13 protein-coding genes are annotated in these 16,530 nt (G+C 60.6%); 4 read left to right on the plus strand and 9 right to left on the minus strand.

What is annotated here, in order from left to right; all coding sequences use genetic code 11:
• Positions 1-65: 65 nt before the first annotated feature.
• Both ABOK31_RS26325 and ABOK31_RS26330 read left to right on the plus strand, forming a co-directional pair.
• Entirely contained in the window at positions 66-188 is a 123-nt protein-coding gene (locus tag ABOK31_RS26325) for a hypothetical protein (RefSeq protein ID WP_281024160.1), read from the plus strand.
• A 116-nt stretch (positions 189-304) separates the two neighbouring features.
• Entirely contained in the window at positions 305-1,225 is a 921-nt protein-coding gene (locus ABOK31_RS26330) for an alpha/beta hydrolase (protein ID WP_349959695.1), read from the plus strand.
• A gap of 1 nt (position 1,226) precedes the next feature.
• Here the strand turns inward: ABOK31_RS26330 and ABOK31_RS26335 are convergent, their stop codons facing one another.
• Positions 1,227-3,230 (minus strand): CocE/NonD family hydrolase, encoded by a 2,004-nt coding sequence (locus ABOK31_RS26335; RefSeq protein ID WP_349959697.1) that lies wholly within the window; start codon positions 3,228-3,230, stop codon positions 1,227-1,229.
• 21 nt (positions 3,231-3,251) lie between these two features.
• On the minus strand, positions 3,252-4,832 hold the full coding sequence (locus tag ABOK31_RS26340; RefSeq protein ID WP_349959699.1) for an ABC transporter substrate-binding protein: 1,581 nt from the start codon (positions 4,830-4,832) through the stop codon (positions 3,252-3,254).
• 123 nt (positions 4,833-4,955) lie between these two features.
• Between ABOK31_RS26340 and ABOK31_RS26345 the strand changes: the two genes are divergently transcribed.
• Both ABOK31_RS26345 and ABOK31_RS26350 read left to right on the plus strand, forming a co-directional pair.
• On the plus strand, positions 4,956-5,741 hold the full coding sequence (locus tag ABOK31_RS26345) for a helix-turn-helix transcriptional regulator (RefSeq protein WP_349959700.1): 786 nt from the start codon (positions 4,956-4,958) through the stop codon (positions 5,739-5,741).
• Between the two features lie 227 nt (positions 5,742-5,968).
• Entirely contained in the window at positions 5,969-7,078 is a 1,110-nt protein-coding gene (locus ABOK31_RS26350) for a thioesterase domain-containing protein (RefSeq protein WP_349959701.1), read from the plus strand.
• A gap of 60 nt (positions 7,079-7,138) precedes the next feature.
• On the opposite strand, the gene ABOK31_RS26355 is transcribed toward ABOK31_RS26350, so the two are convergent.
• From ABOK31_RS26355 to ABOK31_RS26385, 7 genes are all read right to left on the minus strand, one after another.
• The gene (locus tag ABOK31_RS26355; RefSeq protein WP_349959703.1) at positions 7,139-8,770 is read right to left on the minus strand and encodes an ABC transporter ATP-binding protein; all 1,632 of its coding nucleotides are present in this window, start codon (positions 8,768-8,770) and stop codon (positions 7,139-7,141) included.
• A complete protein-coding gene (locus ABOK31_RS26360) occupies positions 8,763-9,590 on the minus strand; it encodes an ABC transporter permease (protein WP_349959705.1) in 828 nt (275 codons plus the stop codon). The genes ABOK31_RS26355 and ABOK31_RS26360 overlap by 8 nt, the downstream gene beginning before the upstream one ends.
• Entirely contained in the window at positions 9,587-10,594 is a 1,008-nt protein-coding gene (locus tag ABOK31_RS26365; RefSeq protein WP_349959706.1) for an ABC transporter permease, read from the minus strand. Before ABOK31_RS26365 ends, ABOK31_RS26360 begins: the two co-directional genes overlap by 4 nt.
• Positions 10,595-10,793: 199 nt before the next feature.
• The gene (locus ABOK31_RS26370) at positions 10,794-12,383 is read right to left on the minus strand and encodes an ABC transporter substrate-binding protein (RefSeq protein WP_174173046.1); all 1,590 of its coding nucleotides are present in this window, start codon (positions 12,381-12,383) and stop codon (positions 10,794-10,796) included.
• A gap of 126 nt (positions 12,384-12,509) precedes the next feature.
• Entirely contained in the window at positions 12,510-13,292 is a 783-nt protein-coding gene (locus ABOK31_RS26375; RefSeq protein WP_349959708.1) for a carnitinyl-CoA dehydratase, read from the minus strand.
• Between the two features lie 6 nt (positions 13,293-13,298).
• On the minus strand, positions 13,299-15,356 hold the full coding sequence (locus tag ABOK31_RS26380) for an acetate--CoA ligase family protein (protein ID WP_349959710.1): 2,058 nt from the start codon (positions 15,354-15,356) through the stop codon (positions 13,299-13,301).
• A gap of 4 nt (positions 15,357-15,360) precedes the next feature.
• Entirely contained in the window at positions 15,361-16,521 is a 1,161-nt protein-coding gene (locus ABOK31_RS26385) for an acyl-CoA dehydrogenase family protein (protein ID WP_349959712.1), read from the minus strand.
• Between the last annotated feature and the right edge of the window lie 9 nt (positions 16,522-16,530).

Below are 16,530 nucleotides of genomic sequence, written 5' to 3' on the forward strand. Positions count from 1 at the left end.
ACAACCGGCCCGCGAGGCATTTGTGACCTCGCAGGCCGCGTCAAACGGGGACGGAAGAAGAACTCATGATTCGGCTTGTGATTGGCGCGGCACTCGCGCTTGCAGCGCTTACCTGGTCCAATGCGCAGTGCATGCAGATGCCGACGGGCTTTTCCTTGCCGTCAAGCAGCGTATTTGCGGCCGATTAAACCCGACCGCTATTTGGCGGATGTCGCCATCGCGGCGGTGCTGGCCGTAGGCAGATAAGCATTCGGTTGTATGGCGGCGCTATCCTCGATCAACCGGCACGAATCGAGGATATCCCATGACCTCTCCTGAGCGTCCCATGCCGAGCGAAGCCGGCATATTGCAGTTCATGGAGATCTGCGATTCCTTCTATCCGCCGGATGCGGTAACGGCCTCCATCACGCAGCAGCGTGAATGGTATGACGCCTTATGCGCCCGTTTCGATCGTCCTTTGCCGGAGGGTATGCAGACCACGGATGGCTTGGTATCCGGAACGATTCCCGTTAGGCGGTACAAGCCCGCCACTATCCGTACGGCAACGAACCTGCTCTATCTCCACGGCGGCGGTTTCGTCGTCGGTTCGCTAGAGAGCCATCATGCCATTTGTGCCGAGATTGCCGATCATGCCGGCGCTGAACTGATCTCGGTCGATTATCGGCTGGCGCCGGAACACCGCTGGCCGGCACAGACGGATGATTGTTTCAGCGTTCTCAAACAGCTACTCGCCGAGAAGAAGCCGGTCGTGCTGATCGGCGATAGTGCCGGCGGCAATCTCGCGGCAGGGCTGGCGGTGCGGGCGAAAGCCGAGAGGCTTTCGGGAATTGTCGCCCAGATCTTGATCTATCCCGCGCTTGGCGGCGATCTTGTCTCCGGCTCCTATCAGGAAATGGCCGAGGCGCCGGGCCTGACGACGGCCGATGTCGCTTATTACCGGACTATTCTGCAGGCGCCGGAAGGCGATCCTGTTTCCGGGCCGCTTGCCTTGTCATCCGTGACTGGCCTTCCGCCCGCCTTCATCACCGTGGCCCATTATGATCCGCTGCGCGATGACGGCCGCAACTATGCGGCCCGTCTGGCCCAAGCTGGCATCGAAGTCTGGTTCAGCGAGGAGCCTCAGATGATACATGCTTGGCTGCGGGCACGGCATATGAGCGAGGGCGCGCGCGCCGGTTTTGCCGCCATATGCGCGGCGGCAAGCCGGTTTGCTGGCTCCCGCTGACCTACATCAGGTCGCGGGCGATACGCTTTTCCTCGAATATCTTCCTGAAGATCTCAGTTTCGCCCTCATAGGCAACGACCGAGGCGCTGGTCACCCACTCCTTTGCCGTGCAGGATATGGATGATGTTGCCACCGTGCGAACGAACCAGTCGGGACGCTGCATGTCGCAGGTCCATGTCGATATGCCCGTCATGGAAAGTGGATCGTTCGGCGCGATCGACCATGATTCCTCGCGCAATTGCCGCGTCGAAAGACCGGTGCCGGGATGTTCGGAAAGGCCGGTATCCTCATGGATTTCATAGCGGGTGACGCCGGCCGAGAGATCGCGCACCACCTGTCGTTTCGTCGCGCCAGGCGCATGTTCGATGTATTTCGGCAGAGGATCGGGATTATCGGGCTGCTTGATGTCGATGCGTTCATGCGCGCCGAGTTGTGGCAGGCCAAGACCGATGGAGGCGATATCGATCGTCAAACCGGGATCTTCCGGCGGCGGCAGAACCATCGGCCAATAGGCCGTCGAAAGCGATAGGCGGATGCGATGACCCTTGCGGAAACGGTAACCGCAGGCATCCAGTGTTACGGTCACTCGGACCAGCTGACCCTTGATTAGCGGCTCCGGCGCGGCATTGCCGTCGCGATGAGCGAGATTGAGCACGCCGAAGGAAACGCGCGTCGCGGTGCCGTCCGGGTGGATATCGACGAGCCTTGCACAGAGATTGGCGGTTTCGGCGTCGCACCGCAGCGTCAACGTGACGACCGGGCGGCCAAGATAATCGTGATCCTCGACCAGCGGCGCGGTCTGGAAAGTCAGCGACCCGGCATCGTCGACGCGCTGATCGATTGCCATCTCCGCATCCGGCTTTAGGGTGAACCATTCGCCGGAGGCCGTGCCCGTGTCGAGCGGTGAGCGCAGATAGACGGGATGCTCCGGCGCGTGCGGGATCGGCATGCCTTCCATCAGCGTGCCGAACTGCTCGACATAGAAGCACCGCATGTCCGGCTGCTGCCATTCATGCTTGGCAATCCAGAAACCGGGATCGAAATCGCGGCGTTTTGCCGGTCTGGGTGCGTCTAGAATATAGGCGCGCACGGAAGGCGTGTTCTCCACATTGTTGCGCTCTCCGCGCAGCCAGTGGTTCCACCAGGCGATGGCTTCTCCGTGGAAATCGACCCGCGGCTTCGGCCAGGCGAAATGCGGATATTTGTGCACCCATGGGCCGATCAGCGCCTTCGCCTTATCCCCAAGTCCTTCGACCGCCAGCAGCGGCGTGTTGCGATAACCGTCAGCCCAGCCGGCAATGACGATGGCTGGGATATCGAAGCCGGCAAAATCCTCACAGATGGACCCATGTTGCCAGAAATCGTCTCGGCGCTGATGCTCCAGCCATTCCTCCATGAAGAAGGGTTCCCGCTCGAGGCGCTGCAGCCACATATCGCGCCAATCGTCGCCGACGATGGCCGGATCGGGTGAGCGAGACTGATAGCCGAGCATGGTCGCCGCCCAGGAAAGCTGGGCGGAGAGGTGGCAGCCATTCTTGTAGTGGATGTCGTCATTATAGCGGTCGACCGTAGAGGCGATTGAAATCACCGCCTTCAGTGCCGGGGGCTTCAGGGCCGCGACCTGCAAGCAATTGAAACCGCCCCAGGAAATACCCATCATGCCGACAGAACCGTTCGACCAAGGCTGTTCTGCGATCCAGGCGATCAGCTCGCAGGCGTTGGCGAGCTCCAGTTCGGTATATTCCCCATCGATGATGCCGTTGGACTCACCGGAGCCACGGATATCGACGCGGACACCGGCAATCCCAGCCGCGGCAAAGACCGGGTAGGTGGATTCATCGCGGGGGCTGGTGCCGTCGCGTTTGCGGTAGGGCAGGAACTCGAAGACCGCTGGCACCGGATCGCTCTCCGCGCCATCGGGCATCCAGATGCGCGCGGCAAGCCGCGTTCCGTCCTTCAGGGTGATCCACTGATTTTCGATGGTGGTGAAACTGCGTTCAGCCATGATCATATATCCCGAAGAGGTTTAGGCATTAAACCATACACGGCTGCCGATGTAGCCGTTGGACAAATCGTTGCCGATATCGTCGACATATCCCTTCAACGTCTTCGACGAGGCCATGATGTAGTCGTTGAAGACGGGCAGGATCAGGCCTCCATCGTCGCGCACCATCAGCGCCAATTGCCGGTAAAGCACCTTGCGCTTGGCGTCATCGAGCTCGGATCTCGCCTGCAGCACCAACTTGTCGAAATCGGGACGCTTGAAACGCGTGTCGTTCCACTCAGCGGTCGAGAGGTATGAGGTGGAATAGCGCGAATCCTGGGTCGGACGACCGCCCCAGAAGGAGGCGCAGAAGGGCTGCTTGTTCCAGACATTGGTCCAGTAGCCGTCTTCCGGCTCGCGCTTGACGTCAATCTTGATGCCAGCCTTTTGCGCGCTTTGTTGGAACAGGATCGCCGCATCCACGGCGCCCGGAAAGGCTGCATCGGATGTGAGCAACTGAACTGGACGGTCGAGGCCCGATTTCTTGAAGTGGAAGGCAGCCTTGTCCGGATCATATGGCCGTTGCTCGATATCGGTCGGGGCAAGGGCATAGTTGGAATTGACCGGATAGTCGTTGCCGATCGTTCCGTAGCCGCCCAGAACCTTGTCGAGGATCGACTGGCGATCGATGGCATATTTCAGCGCGAGCCGAAGGTCGGCGTTGTCGAAGGGCGCGGTGTCGCAATGCATCAGGAAGCAGTAGAAGCCCTTGCCGGCATTCCGGACGATATCGACGGTCGGCGCCCGCTGCAGCATCGGGACGGTCTTCGGATCGACATTGTTGACGAAATGCACCTGGCCGGAGGCGAGCGCTGCAATGCGGGCGGTGTTGTCGTTGATGACGAGGATTTCGACGCTGTCGACAAAGCCACGGTCGGAGCGCCAATCCTTCGGGTTCTTCTCGAAGCTTGCGCGAACGCCGGGTTCAAAGCTCTTCAGAATGTAAGGGCCCGTGCCAATGGCGGCTGCCGGCTTGTCGGCGCCGCCCTTCGGCTGGATGATCAGGTGGTAGTCGGTCAAAAGCAGAGGCAGGTCCGCATTGCCTTCCGAAAGTGTGAGAACAAGGTCGCCCGCCTTTTCCTCGATACCGGTGATTGAGGCCATGAGCCCAAGAGCGCCCGACTGTGAATTCTTGTCCGCGTGCCGCTTCAATGTCGCAACGATATCGGCGACGGTCATCTTGCTGCCGTCGTGAAACTGCACGTCGCTGCGGATCTTGAAGGTCCAGATGGAGGCGTCGGCCGACGGTGTCCAAGAGGACGCCAGCGACGGCAGGGGAGCACCGGTCTTGGGATCGGATTCGACGAGTGTATCGCCCCAGAGGCGGCCGATGACGAACAGCACTGAGGCGCTGTATGTCGCCGGATCAAGTGCATCGCTGGTAGCGCCGCCCTTGAGGCCGAGCTTCAGATGACCACCGCGCTTTGCTTCCTGCGCGCGAGCATCGCGCGGCATCAGGAGGCCGGAGGCGAGCGTCGGCAAGGCGCCAAGCGCGACGGCCCCGCCGAGGAAGTGGCGGCGGCCGATTTTCAGCGGCGAAGATTGATCCTTTTCATGCGTCATGACAGTTCCCTCGTTTTGCAATTTTGTAGGTGGGAACGTAGAGGCCGGGCCGGCTCACGCAATTTCGCGACTTGACGCACCTTTAAGCGAGTTTACGCTGGTCTTTCCAAGACGGAGCTGCCGATGCCTCACCTGATCGAGAACCTCAAAATTGCCTGCGCAACGCAGCGCTCCATTTCACATCTGTGCCGTGCAATCGATATCAACCGGCAACAATTCAACCGATACATCAACGGCCAGACGAGGCCGTCCGCCCATAATCTGGCGCGCATCGCCAAGTATTTCGATCTCGACCCGGCCGACTTTCTCCTCGCTCCAAAACTGTTTCGCGAGCGACTTCGCAAACCGGCTCTCGGCCTTAATGAAAGTTCCGAACTGCTGAAGGCATTTCCTGGAAATCTGACTGCGCTCAGGCGCCATATCGGTTATTTCCAGACCTATCATCGCTCGCCGTCCTGGCCAGGAATGGTCGTCTGTTCGTGCAGTCGCCTTGTCGAGCAGGGTGGGCTGGTGCACGTCAAGTCGATGGAGCGTTTGCGAGACCCTGGAAACGGCATCCAGCAATTCTCGAAATATGTGGGCCTGGCGGCCTTCTATCGGAACCGGATTTTCATCACGGAGCGTGTCGTCGGGCCGAACTCCATGCTGTCGCAGACGATCCTTCTGCCGTTCGACGAGCACCAGCGCGTCTATCTGCGCGGGACGACGATGGGGGTCTCCTGGCGACGAGAAAATCTGCCCTATGCCTCACGGATGATCTGGCGGCATGTCGGCGCCGAGCCGGACTTGCGTGAACTTCTTTCGCGCTGCGGACCGCTGCCGCTGTCGTCGCGTCAGCTGCCGCCGACGGTACGCTCATTCCTCACCGACCCCTCAGCTGAAGTATATGCGGTACCAGCTGAGTATTGAGGACTCCAATTGTCCGGTTCATCTGTTCATGGCCGTTAGATGATGCGGTTGGTCAACCGATGCTCGATGCCCAGACCAATATTGGCTGGCTCTAAGGCTGCCCAATGGAGAGGGTTCTGAAATACAAGAAAAAGTTGTGTCTTTACAGAATATATTAAGGGTCGCTTTATAAGAATACAGTCTATCATAGTGTTGGTGACGCATGCTTTGCCATTGGGGGCACTTAAATGCTTTTCTCTGCGAGAACGGATGCAGATTCCAGCCTGTGTGCCTACGTCAGCGATCTGCTTCGCCAAGAAGCAAAGATCGATCTGGGCCGCGACGCAGATATTCCTGATGCCGTTTCGGTCAACCGGGTCCTGAATTTCATCAAGCGTTTGTGGAGCGAAACCGGGGAGGAGTTGGATGTCAATGTTTTCTACCGTCATCGCACCCTTGATGCCCTCGGCCTTGCAATTTCCAATCATGAAGACCTCTCAATCTCGCCGAAAATCGTAGAGCTTCGAGGCGGCGAAGGTGCAGCGCCGTTGCTGCTATTTGCCGGCGGAGCAAGCTGCTTTTTGGAGATGCAGCAACTCATCAAGGAAATCCGCTTTCCCGGACCCATCCTCGGCGTTGCGTTGACGGCCTTCAATCGTGATCGTCAACATCCGGCAACGGTAGAGGACGAGGTGCAAAGCACGCTGGGGGCGCTGCAAGCAGCCGGGATCGGAGAACCTTATCGATTGCTCGGCTATTCCTTTGGCGGTGTTTTTGCCTTGGAGCTTGCTCGCGTCTTGCGGGCGCAGGGGCGAAAGGTTGCATTCCTCGGAATGCTCGATACCCCCTTTGGCGAACAGGAGTGGCCATTGATGACCTGGGGCAGGTTCATGTGGCAACGCTGGAGACGGGCGCGAACCAGAAAGAAGAATCTAAGAAAAACCGATCCTCAACCACGCCGTCAAGCATCGGCTCCGGCCAGCAGACCAGCCATCGAGCGACGAGAACTCCTCGCAAAAAAGCTGAAGCCGCTTTCTTTCCGCTACGCCGATCCGCATACGCCCTATTATCCGGAACTCGCGCCGCAGTGGATGGGGGGCTATCCGCCGCTTTACGATGCGGCTGCCAGACAGCTCCTGCGCATGAAGGGTCTTTATAAGCCGAGCCATTATGACGGCGAGCTGACATTCTATCGCAGCCTGCAAGGCTCCCCGGTCGATTGCGACCCAAAGACCATATGGGGGCGCTTTCTTGTTCACGCGGACTGGGTCGATGTTGCCGGCAACCACCAGAGCATGATTGTCGGGCGCAACGCCGGCACGCTTGCTCGCGAACTCAGCACGCGTCTTACGCGCTGAGCTCACTATAGGCATGAAAGCGAGCGAAGGCTAAGCCGCCAGATTAGAAACGCCGAAGCTTCAATTTCCGGCACTCTCCATCTTCCGCGTCGTCAGTACACGCTCCAGCCAGCCGATCTCCATCTCGGGCACGGATTTCAGTAGCAGGTCGGTGTAATCGTCGAAGGGCGGCGAAAGCGCTTGCGATTTCGGGCCGAAACGGACGAGTTTGCCACGATGCATCACCGCAACGCTGTCGGCGATCGCGCGCACGATGGCGATATCGTGGGTGATGAAAACGTAGGAGAGGTGCGCCTCTTCCTGCAGCTTCAGCAGCAGTTTCAAAATGCCTTCGGCCACCAGCGGATCGAGCGCCGAGGTCGGCTCGTCGCAGAGGATGAGTTCCGGCTTGGCCGCAAGTGCTCGCGCGATGGCGACGCGCTGCTTCTGGCCGCCGGAAAGCTCGGCCGGATAGCGATCGATGAAGCCGTTGCCCATCTCGATCTGGTCGAGCAGCTCCTTAACGCGCGCGGTCTTCGCCGCACCATGCAGGCCGTCATAGAAGGTCAGCGGGCGACCAATGATATCGCGCACGGTCTGGCGCGGGTTCATCGCGGTATCGGCCATCTGGTAGATCAGCTGGATGCGGCGCAATTCCTCCCGCGAGCGGTTTTTCAAGGCCGGTGTCAGCGGCTTGCCGTCGAAGGAGATCCGCCCGTCGCTCGGCGGCAACAGGCCGGTGATGACACGGGCGAGCGTCGACTTTCCGGAGCCGGACTCACCGACAACGGCCAGCGTCTGGCCTTTCGGAACATGTAGAGAAACATCGTGCAATACCATGAAACCATTGGAATATTGCGCGCTGATATTCTCGACTTTCAGAAGCGCGCTCGATTGATCGGCAGCTTCCGCTCGCGCTTCCTGGCGGACATTGACCAGCGCGCGGGTATAGTCTTGCCGAGGCTCTTCGATGATCTGCTGAACGCTGCCATGTTCCACCGTCTTGCCGTGCCTCAGCACCATGATGTCATCGGAAATCTGGGCGACGACGGCAAGGTCATGGGTGATGTAGAGGGCGGCCGTATGGGTCTCCTCGATGGCGTGCTTGATCGCCGCCAGCACGTCGATCTGCGTGGTGACATCCAGTGCGGTCGTCGGCTCGTCGAAGACAATCAGCTCCGGATTGGAGCAGAGCGCCATGGCGGTCATGGCGCGCTGCAGCTGGCCGCCGGAGACCTGATGCGGGTAGCGCTCGCCGAATGTTTCGGGATTGGGCAGGCCAAGCACCCGGAAGAGATAGAGCGCCCGCTTTCTCGCCTCCGCCTTCGTCATCAGACCATGCTTCACGGTCGCTTCGATCACCTGATCGCCGAGCCTATGCGCAGGGTTGAAGGCGGCGGCGGCCGATTGGGCGACATAGCAGACCCGCGCGCCCCGGATCTTGCGGATGCCGGATTTTCCGAGCGGCAAGATGTCTGTGCCGTCAAGCTGCACCTGGCCGCCGGTAATTTCCGCGCCACCGCGGCCGTAGGCGAGGGCCGAGAGGCCGATGGTCGATTTGCCGGCGCCGGACTCGCCGATCAGGCCAAGCACCTTGCCCTTTTGCAGATCGAAGGAAACGCCATCGACGATGGTGACGCGTTTCGGTGGCTCGCCGGGTGGATAGCTGGTCGCCTCGATCTTCAGATCGCGAACGGAAAGAAGCTCAGGCATCGCCACGCCCTCCCTTGAGGCTGGAGGTGCGCCTTAACAGCCAGTCGACCACCAGATTGACACAGATTGCCAGCGCCGCGATGGCGGAACCCGGCACGAGGGCGGCGGAAATGCCGAAGATGATGCCGTCCTTGTTGTCCTTCACCATGCCGCCCCAGTCGGCCGCCGGCGGCTGGATGCCGAGGCCGAGGAAGGACAGGGTGGAGAGGAACAGGATCGAGAAGGCAAAGCGCAACCCGAATTCCGCCAGCAGCGGCGATAGCGTATTCGGCAAGATCTCGCGGAAGATGATCCAGATCTTGCCTTCGCCGCGCAGCTTGGCCGCTTCCACGAACTCCATGACCGCAACATCAAGTGCCACAGCGCGACCGAGGCGGTAGACGCGGGTGGAATCGAGGATGGCCATGACGAGGATCAGCACGATCAGGTTTTGCGGTAGCACGGCGAGCACGACGAGCGCGAAGATCAGTGTCGGGATCGACATCATCAGGTCGTTGAAGCGCGAAAAGATCGTGTCGATCCATCCGCGCGAGACGGCGGCGGTGAAACTCAGGATGATGCCGAGCGAGAAGGAGATGATCGTCGCCGCCAGAGCGACGAAGAGCGTCGTGCGGGTGCCGTAGATGAGACGCGACAGGATATCGCGGCCGAGATTGTCGAGGCCAAAGAAATATTGCGCATCGGCGGGCTGCCAGACGTTGCCGACGACTTCCGTCTCGCCGTAAGGGGCGATCCAGGGGGCGAAGATCGCGCAGACGAAGGCGATCAGGATACCGATGATGCCGATCCAGGCGGTGATGGGGATATCTCTCAATCTCATCGCGGATGCCTCAGACGCGGGTTGGCGACGATCGCCAGAATATCGGCCGTCATGTTGAGGAAGATGTAGACGGCGGCGAAGATCAAGCCGCAGGCCTGGACGACAGGCATGTCGCGCACCGTCACCGCGTCGACCATGTATTGGCCCATGCCGGGATAGACGAAGACGACTTCGACGACGACGACTCCGACGATGAGATAGGCAAGGTTCAGCGCGATGACGTTGATGATCGGCGCCAGTGCATTGGGCGCGGCGTGCTTGACGATGGCGCGGAAGGCCGAGAGCCCCTTCAGCTCCGCCGTCTCCATATAGGCCGAGGACATGACGGACAGAATGGCCGCGCGGGTCATGCGCATCATATGCGCAAGCACGACCAGAACCAGGGTCGCGGTCGGAAGCGCGATCGCCTTCAGCCTGTCGGCCAGGCCCATGCCGTCGAACACCGTTGCCGGAAAGGTCGCGACGCCGAATTTCACCGAGAAGAACATGATGAGGAGATAGCCAATGAAGAATTCCGGTAGCGAGATCGCCGCCAGAGAAATGACGTTGATGATCTTGTCCGGCACGCGGTTTCGATAGTGGACGGCGAGCATCCCGAGGCAGACGGCGAGCGGCACCGAGATCAACGCAGCAAAGCCGGCCAGAAAGAGTGAATTGCCGAGCCGTTTGCCGATCTGCTCGCTGACGGAATTCTTGCTCGCCCAGGAGGTGCCGAAATCGCCCTGCACGGCATTGCCGAGCCATTCCACATAGCGGGTGACGACGGGCCGATTGAGGCCGAGTTCCTCGCGGATATTGGCGACGGCCTGCGGCGTTGCCGACTGGCCAAGATAGGTCGTGGCGAAATCGCCGGGCAAGGCTTCGAGCCCGCCGAAAATCAGGACGGAGACCGCAAAGAGCAGGATGATGCTGAGCACGCACCGCTCGATAATCAGGGACAGCAGCGGAAAACGCTGCTTGAACCTCAGCCCGGGCAAAACGGTTCCGGGGGGCAGATTGGACATGGCCGATGCCTCGCACTTAGAGCGGTTCCATGTTTTATGGGAATCGCTGAGCCGCTCTATCTTGTTGTTTTACGCAATTCCGGACGGAAAGCAGCTGCGCTTTTTTCCGGGAGTTGCTTGAAACGTTGGGAGGACCGCGAAAGGTTTTCGCGGTCCCGGCTGTGTCAGAGATGAGGGCGTTTTCGCCCGGCTTCGGGCATCAGGCGTCCAGCCAGACGCGGGTCGCGACGTAGCCGTTCGACATGTCGTTGCCGATATCGTGGACATAGCCCTTCACCTGCTTGGTGGAGGCGTTCACGAAATCGTTGAACATCGGCAGGATGACGCCGCCTTCGTCGCGTACCATCATCGCCATGGCGCGGTAGAGCTCCTTGCGCTTGGCCTCGTCCAGTTCGGAGCGGGCCTGTAGCAGAAGCTTGTCGAAGTCGGGGCGCTTGAAGCGCGTGTCGTTCCAGTCCGCCGTCGACAGATAGGCGGTGGAATACATCTGGTCCTGCGTCGGTCGTCCGCCCCAGTAGGAGGTGGAGAAGGGCTGGACGTTCCAGACGTTCGTCCAGTAGCCATCGCCCGGTTCGCGCTTGACCTCGATGTTGATGCCGGCCTTCTTGCAGCTTTCCTGATAGAGGACGGCTGCGTCGACGGCACCGGGGAAGGCGACTTCCGAGGTTCGCAGCAGCACGGAACCGCTATGACCGGACTTCTTGTAGTGGAAGGCGGCCTTGTCGGGATCGTAGGCGCGTTGCTCGATGCCTTCGGGGAAAAGGGCGTAGGTGCTGTTGATCGGGAAGTCGTTACCGACCTTGCCGTAGCCGCCGAGAATCTTCTTGACCATGGTCTCACGATCCATGGCGTATTTCAGTGCCAGGCGCAGGTCGTTGTTGTCGAAGGGCGCCTTGTCGCAATGCATGATGAAGACGTAGTGGCCGCGACCGGCGGTGGACAGGATTTCGACGGTCGGCGCGCGCTTCAGAAGATCCACGGTCTTCGGATCGACGCGGTTGATGTAATGAACCTGTCCGGACGAAAGCGCCGCGATACGCGCCGTCGCGTCGTTCATGCAGATGATTTCGACGCTGTCGACGAAGCCGCGGTCGGTGCGCCAGTCGTCCTTGTTGCGCTCGAAGGTGGCGCGCACGCCGGGCTCGAAGCTGACCTGCTTGTAGGGACCGGTGCCGATCGAGGCTAAGGGATCGTCATAGCCACCATTCGGTTGGATGACGAGGTGATAGTCGGTCAGGAGCAACGGCATGTCGGCGTTGCCCTCGGTCAGCGTCAGGACGAGATTGTCGCCGTCAGCCTTGATCTCCTTGATCGACTTCATGACGCCGAGAGCGCCCGATTCCGATTTCGCATCCGTATGACGCTTGAGCGTGGCGACGACGTCGTCGATCGTCAGGTCCTTGCCATTATGGAATTTGACGCCCTTGCGGATCTTGAAGGTCCAGGTCGCCGCATCCTTCGACGGCTCCCAGGATTCTGCGAGCGAGGGAACGGCGGCACCCGTCAGCGGGTGGGATTCCACCAGCATGTCGCCCCAGCAGCGGCCGATGCAGAACATCACTTGCGACAGGAATTTCGCCGGGTCCTTGGAATCGGTTGCAGCACCGCCTTCAAGGCCAAGCTTGAGATGACCGCCGCGTTTCGGCTCGGCCGCCATTGCACTTTCGGTAAAGAGTTTGTCGGCGAGCGCCAAAGTTACGCCCGCAGCCATGGCGCGTCCCATGAATTCGCGGCGGTTAAGCCCGCCCGCGGTGACGCGGCTTGCCAGATACTTCGTATAGTCGTTCATTCCCCTGTTCCTTCTTCTTGCCGTGTTGACAAAGCTCCCGAACAAGCCACTTCAGGTCTCGGTTCCTCTTCCGCCTGAAGCCTGTTGCCCGCGAGCATGCGGGAAATTCAGCGGTTGCCGCCGCCTTTATCTTCCTTTCCAGATTGGGGCTCGCTTCTCCGCAAAAGCCCGTGCGCCTTCCAATTGATCTTCACTCGAATAGAGGACGTCGACGGTCGCAAACTGCCGTTTGGTGATCTTGTTCATGGCAGTCTGGAACGTCGAACCCTCCGCTTCACGAACGATTTCCTTGATCGCCGCATAGACGAGCGGCGGCCCGCTTGTGAGCAGGCGGGCCAGTTCCCAAGTCCTGTCCATCAGCTTGTCGGCCATGACGATCTCGTTGACGAAGCCCCAGCGATGGGCCTCCTCGACATTGAGCCAGCGACCGGTCAGCAGCATGTCCATGGCAATGTGATGGGGGATGCGCTTCGGCAGCTTGATCGATGCCGCGTCGGCGACGGTGCCCGAGCGGATCTCGGGCAAGGCGAAAGTGGCGTGCGGGGCGGCGATGATAAGATCGGTCGACAGCGCGATCTCCAGCCCGCCGCCGCAACAGATGCCGTTGACGGCGCAAATGATTGGCTTGTTGAGGTCGCGCAGCTCCTGCAGGCCGCCGAAGCCGCCGACACCGTAGTCGCCATCGACCGCGTCGCCGGCTGCCGCCGCCTTCAGATCCCAGCCGGCCGAAAAGAATTTCTCGCCGGCACCGGTGACGATGGCAACGCGCAGATCCGGATTGTCGCGAAAGTCGCGAAAGATCAGCCCCATCTTGCGGCTGGTCGCCAGATCGATGGAGTTGGCTTTCGGCCGGTCGATAATGACCTCAAGGATGCCGTCCACGCTTCGCGTTCGAATGGGGTCTTGCAACTTCCGCTACCTCCTTCGCCGGATGAGGGCATCCGCGGCAACGACGCCGCGGGATTCTGCTAGGACCATCAATGGATTAATGTCCAGTTCTTCAAGCTTTGCAGCATTCTTTACGACATATTCTGCCGCTGATAGGACGGCGTCGGCAACGATTTCGAGGCTGCTGCCTTTATTGCCGCGATAACCCTCGATCAATTTGCGGATCTTCAGCCGCGAAATCCGCTCCAGGACCTCGGCTTTCGTGGCTGGAAGCGGCAAAACAACGGAATCTTCAAGCAATTCCACGAGAATTCCGCCTGCGCCGACCGTCAGCGTCAGGCCGACGACCGGATCGCGGACGGCACCGACGATGAGCTCCGCAATAGGACGATCGACCATCCGTTCGACGAGGAAGCCACGAGCGACACCTGCCATGCTTTCGGCCGCATCTATGACGGCATTCCTATCCCATAGGTTGAGCTTGACGGCGCCGACTTCGGACTTGTGCTCGACGCCGAGCGCCTTGAGCGCAACAGGGAAACCGAGTTGCTCCGCGCGGTCGGCTGCCTCGCTTGCGGTTTGAGCGGTCTTGCCGAGGGGGACCACAAGGCCTGAGGCTGCGAGCTCGGCCTTGGCTTCGGCCTCGGTCAAGGTCTCGACTTCACCCGCCCCGGGGCGTGCGCTGACAAGCGGAAATGGCTGCGGCTTCTTCCAGGCATCGGCGATGCCGCTCGCAATATCTGCCGCCGCCAGCGCCTCGCTGATGCCGCAGAGCGGCACCATGCCGGCTTCGATCAGTTGGGTGGCGATCGCCTCGGGCATGTTTTCCGGCAGCGTCGCCAGAATGCCGGCGCGAGCGCCGGTCTGCTTGGCGGCAGCAGTAACGGCGGAAACCGTGATCATCCAGTCCGCGCCGTCGCAGCGATCTTCACGCGGGAAATCGAGGACAAGCAGATTGAGGGCATAGCCGCCGGCGAACATGGCGCTGAAAGCCGCCGTCTGTCGTGCCAGATCGCCCCAGACGAAGGTGTGATAATCGAGGGGATTGGAGAGCGTCACCATCTGGCCGAGGCTTGCGCGCAGGGCCGGAAGCTGTTCGGGCTTCAGGGCACGAAATTCGACATTCCTGCCGACGGCAGCATCGGCCATCAGGGAGGCCTCGCCGCCCGAACAGCTCATCGAGGAGATCGCATTGCTCTCAAGCGGACCCGCGACATGCAGCAGTTTCAGCGTTTCGATGAGTTCCGGCAGTGTCGCGACGCGGCCGATGCCGAGACGGTCGAGAACGGCACCGGCCACCGCATCGCTGCCGGCAAGCGAGGCCGTATGCGAAACGGTGGCGCGCTGCGCCTGTTCGGATTTGCCAATCTTCAGTGCTACGACCGGCTTCTTCAGCTCTCGGGCGCGCATGGCAAGGGCTTCCAGCGCCCGGATATCGCCAAAGCCTTCGATATGCAGGCCGACCGCGGTGACGCGGGGGTCTTCAAGGACCGCTTGGGCAAGGTTCGAAAGGCTGGTCTGGGCCTGATTGCCTGCGGTCATCAGATAGCTGATGGGCAGGCCGCGCCTCTGCATGCTGAGATTGATGGCTATATTGGAGGATTGCGTAAGGATCGCAACGCCGCGCTCGGTCCTAACAATGCCGTGCTGATCGGGCCAGAGCAGGGCACCGTCGAGGCCGTTGATCATGCCGTAGCAATTTGGCCCAACGATCGGCATGTTACCAGCCGCTTCGACCAGCGCGCGCTGCAAATCCGCGCCGTCAGCCAGTTCCGCGACCGCCTCGCTGAAGCCTGAGGCATAGCAGACGGCGCCGCCGGCGCGCCTTGCTGCAAGGTTGCGGATGATATCGATGGTCAGCGCCCGGTTGACGCCGACAAAGGCGGCGTCGGGCGCGCCAGGCAGATCCGCCACCGATCGATAGCAACGGCGACCGAGCACACTTTCCTGCGTCGGATGCACCGGCCAGATTTCACCGGCAAATCCCATGAGGTCGCATTGCTCGATGACGCGTCGTGCCTCTCTGCCGCCGAAAACGGCGATGGTTCTGGGTCGGATCAGGCGGTCGAGCGAGCGCGGTGTCATGGGCTCATGCTCCGAACGGCCGAAGCAGGTCACGGCTGATGATGTGCCGTTGTATCTCGGACGTGCCGTCCCAGATGCGCTCGACACGGGCATCGCGCCAGAAGCGGGCGAGCGGCAGGTCGTCCATCAATCCCATGCCGCCAAAGATCTGGATCGCCTCGTCGGTGACACGAGCAAGCATTTCCGAAGCGTAGAGCTTGGCAGACGCGATCTCGCGATTGGCGGGCAGGCCGGCATCGAGCTTCCAGGCGGCCGACAGCGTCAGCAGATCGGCAGCGTCGATCTCGGTGATCATGTCGGCAAGCTTGAACGACACGCCCTGATTGGCGCCGATCGGTTTGCCGAATTGCTTGCGCTCAGCCGCATAGGGCAGGGCCAGATCGAAGACACGGCGAGCCCGGCCGACGCAGGTGGCGGCCACTGTCAGGCGTGTTCCATAGAGCCATTGATTGGCAAGATCGAAGCCGCGATGCACTTCGCCCAGCACCTGCGATTTCGGCAGACGGCAATCGGTGAAGTTCAAAATGCAGTTGTGGTAGCCACGGTGTGAAACCGAGTCATAGCCTTTCAGAATATCGAAGCCCGGTGTGCCGCGGTCGACCAGGAAGGCGGTGATCTTCTTCTTGACGCCCCGATGCGTATCCTCCTCACCAGTCGCGGCAAAGACGATGACGAAATCGGCGACATCGGCGTGCGAGATGAAATGCTTCGTGCCGTTGAGCACGAAATCATCGCCATCCTGCCGTGCCGCGCACTTCATGCCACGCATGTCGGAGCCGGCATCCGGTTCGGTGATGGCGAGCGCATCGATTTTCTCGCCGCGCACCGCCGGCATAAGATAGCGCTCGCGCTGCTCGCCCTCACAGGCCATCAGGATACCGGATGGGCGCCCGAAGAAGACGGTGAGCCCAAGGGAACCGCGACCAAGCTCGCGTTCGACGAGCGTAAAGGTTAGGTGATCAAGCCCGGCACCACCGATCTCTTCGGGGAAATTGCAGGCATAGAAGCCGAGCTCGATACATTTGCGCCGGATCTCGTTTCCGATTTCAGACGGCACGATGCCGGTGCGTTCAACCTCGTTCTCGTGCGGATAGATCTCCGTCTCGACGAAGTCTCTGACCGTCTTGACGATCATCTCTTGTTCTTCGCTGAGTCCGAAATTCACGATCGCTTC

The organism is Rhizobium sp. ZPR4, assembly GCF_040215725.1.
Taxonomy (GTDB): domain Bacteria; phylum Pseudomonadota; class Alphaproteobacteria; order Rhizobiales; family Rhizobiaceae; genus Rhizobium; species Rhizobium rhizogenes_D.